This is a genomic window from Mongoliibacter sp. (genome assembly GCF_007692705.1).
Taxonomy (GTDB): Bacteria; Bacteroidota; Bacteroidia; order Cytophagales; family Cyclobacteriaceae; genus Mongoliibacter.
This window is the reverse complement of sequence record NZ_REBN01000001.1, coordinates 1-2,557: the sequence shown is the minus strand read 5'-3', so window position 1 is coordinate 2,557 and position 2,557 is coordinate 1. Positions and strand designations below refer to the sequence as shown.

Here is a 2,557-nt window from a genome sequence, read left to right as displayed (position 1 = left end):
TAACAGCATCAACAAACTCCTCTTTGAACATCATCACGTAGCCTTTGGGTATGGCGGTAAATTGCCAAAAATGTAATTGGCCTGGCTTTAAAAAATAAAAGTCAGGTGTTTGAACCTGATAACTTTCTGTCTCTATCCAATGAAACCCTTCTCCCTCTGCAATAAAGATCAATTCAAAATACCCCTCATGTTTATGTGGTTTGGTCTTTTTGATCAAAGGCTTGAAGCGGGAGATTTTGAAAAGCTCCTGAGATTCAAGTTTGTTTTTGGTGGATATGGGAGTGGCGGGGATCATCTTGATATGCAAATTGTGTATTTTCCTCGGCATTCAAAACCAGCAGTTTGAGTAATGGTTGGTGCGGGTGATGAATTTCCTTCTTATGATTCTTTATTTTGCAGTAAATGCATTCGTATTTTGCGGTTTATTATTTTTTTGCACTTGTATATATGCATAATAACTTTATTTTTGCACAAGTAAATGTGCATAAAATGGAAGATCTGCTACTTCATTCTGAGAAATTGATTCATGAAACCTCTTTGGGGTTCAGGCGATACTTGTATGATCATATCAATTGGTCGAACCGATTAATTGGAGTAAAAGGTGCTCGTGGCACTGGCAAGACTACATTGCTTTTGCAATATCTAAAAACTGTAGATTTGCCAATTTCCCAGAAAGCATATTTGACTTTGGATGATATTTATTTTTCAGGAAATAGCCTTTTGGAGTCTGGAAAGACTTTTTACCAAATGGGTGGAAAACTATTGGTTTTGGATGAAGTACATAAGTATCCAACTTGGGCACAGGAAATTAAGAACCTTTATGACAGATACCCTGATTTGAAGATAATCTTTACAGGATCATCAATTGTAGATATTGCAAAACAAGAGGGAGATCTAAGCAGAAGAGCATTAATGTATGAACTAAAGGGTTTATCATATCGGGAATACTTATTTTTTAAAAAGGGGTATATCTTTCCATCAATTCCTTTAGAAACCTTGATTGATCCTAAAAATTCAATTAGAAATCTTTTGGATAAAGATTTCAAACCTTTGGCATATTTTCAGGAATATCTAAAGACTGGCTACTACCCCTACGAAGTGGAAGACCCAAGGGGGTTTTATCAAAGACTAAAGCAACAATTGAGGTTAATAGTAGAGTATGATATGGCTGAGTTGAAGGGTTTTGATATTAGACATGCAAAGAAGATGTTACAATTACTGTTTGTAGTAGCGCAGCAGGTTCCTTTCAAGCCAAACATTATCAAACTTGCAGAAAAGACAGGAATTCACCGCAACTCGATCAACAATTATCTTTACTATTTGGAAGAAGCCAGAATTTTAAGTCTCTTACAATCAAGTGGAACTAGTACAGCACTTTTACAAAAGCCTGAAAAAGTTTATTTGGAAAACAGTAATTTATTATATGCACTCTCCGAAGAGCTCCCTTCTTTAGGAGCTGTAAGAGAAATATTTTTCAATAATCAATTAGGTATAATGCATCACTTATCTTTTCCGAAAAAAGGGGATTTTCTGGTGAATGGAAAGTACTTATTTGAAATCGGAGGAAAAAATAAGTCTAGTAAACAAATCACTGATTCAACCCAAGCTTGGGTAGTCAAAGATGATATAGAATATCCTATTGGTAAGTCAATTCCTTTATGGCTATTTGGCTTTTTGTATTAAAACAGATATCTGAAAAACTTTCCTTAATTTTATTTTTCAATCAAGTCAATAAGAGTTTTTAAAAATAAAATGACAAAGATAATCCCCTTAAATCCTATCCCATTCAAGCTGAAAATCAATCTTGAAAATATGCCTTTTCCTATTTATAGAAAAGTATTGCTCCCTGTAGATATCTCTATGCATGATTTACACTTGATTATACAAGTTGCAATGGGTTGGGAAAATTGCCACTTATATGAATTCAGTGATAAAAAGGGCAAGTGTAAAATCAGGGTTCAGTTTGATATAGAAGAGGATGATTTATGGGGCACTGATGCTGATTCATTTGATGCAGGGGAATTGTCGCTAATGGAGTTCCTCGAGTATACTGACGGAAAAACCTTCTGGTACTGGTATGACTTTGGGGATGACTGGTGGCATAAGATTTCTATTCAGAAAGTCACCAAAAAAGATCTATCCGAATTTGATGGGGAGACTCCAGTTTGTACAGAAGCAGCTGGACTTTGTCCTCCGGAGGATTGTGGAGGACCTTGGGGTTTTGCGCAGCTAGAAGAAGCCATTAACGAACCCAAACACCCTGAGTATAAAAATTACAGGGAATGGCTGGGCATTAAGGGAAAGAAAAAAATCGATTTCGAAAATGTAGATATTGAAGAGATTAACGATAATTTGGATTTACTTTGGAATGAGTGGGTTGATGAGGATTAGCTGATTTTAAATTTCCATTTCCTCCTTTCAATTGCTTTAACTTCTCTAAATATGCCGCTTCTCCCCTCCAAATCCCGTCTTGCACATATCGTCTTCGAACATGATGACAAAGCTTCTAAAAACTTCGACTTGGTCATTTTGGTCTTGATTTTGGGGAGTCTTGTGG

At 35.9% G+C, this 2,557-nt stretch carries 3 protein-coding genes; 2 read left to right on the top strand and 1 reads right to left on the bottom strand.

Annotated elements, in window-relative coordinates:
• A partial coding sequence (locus EA341_RS00020) for an AraC family ligand binding domain-containing protein (RefSeq protein WP_293010634.1) occupies window positions 1-328 on the bottom strand: 328 nt, incomplete at its 3' end.
• Window positions 329-447: 119 nt separating this feature from the next.
• Here EA341_RS00020 and EA341_RS00015 point away from each other — a divergent pair.
• Both EA341_RS00015 and EA341_RS00010 read left to right on the top strand, forming a co-directional pair.
• Window positions 448-1,683 carry an AAA family ATPase gene (locus EA341_RS00015; RefSeq protein ID WP_293010633.1) on the top strand — a complete coding sequence of 412 codons (1,236 nt, stop codon included), beginning with the start codon at window positions 448-450 and terminating at the stop codon, window positions 1,681-1,683.
• Between the two features lie 69 nt (window positions 1,684-1,752).
• Window positions 1,753-2,391 (top strand): plasmid pRiA4b ORF-3 family protein, encoded by a 639-nt coding sequence (locus EA341_RS00010; RefSeq protein WP_293010630.1) that lies wholly within the window; start codon window positions 1,753-1,755, stop codon window positions 2,389-2,391.
• Window positions 2,392-2,557 lie beyond the last annotated feature (166 nt).

Excerpts from the sequence above, each read along its gene's own strand:
- EA341_RS00015 (WP_293010633.1), top strand. The coding sequence starts at position 448 with ATGCATAATAACTTTATTTTTGCACAAGTAAATGTGCATAAAATGGAA.
- EA341_RS00010 (WP_293010630.1), top strand. The coding sequence starts at position 1,753 with ATGACAAAGATAATCCCCTTAAATCCTATCCCATTCAAGCTGAAAATC.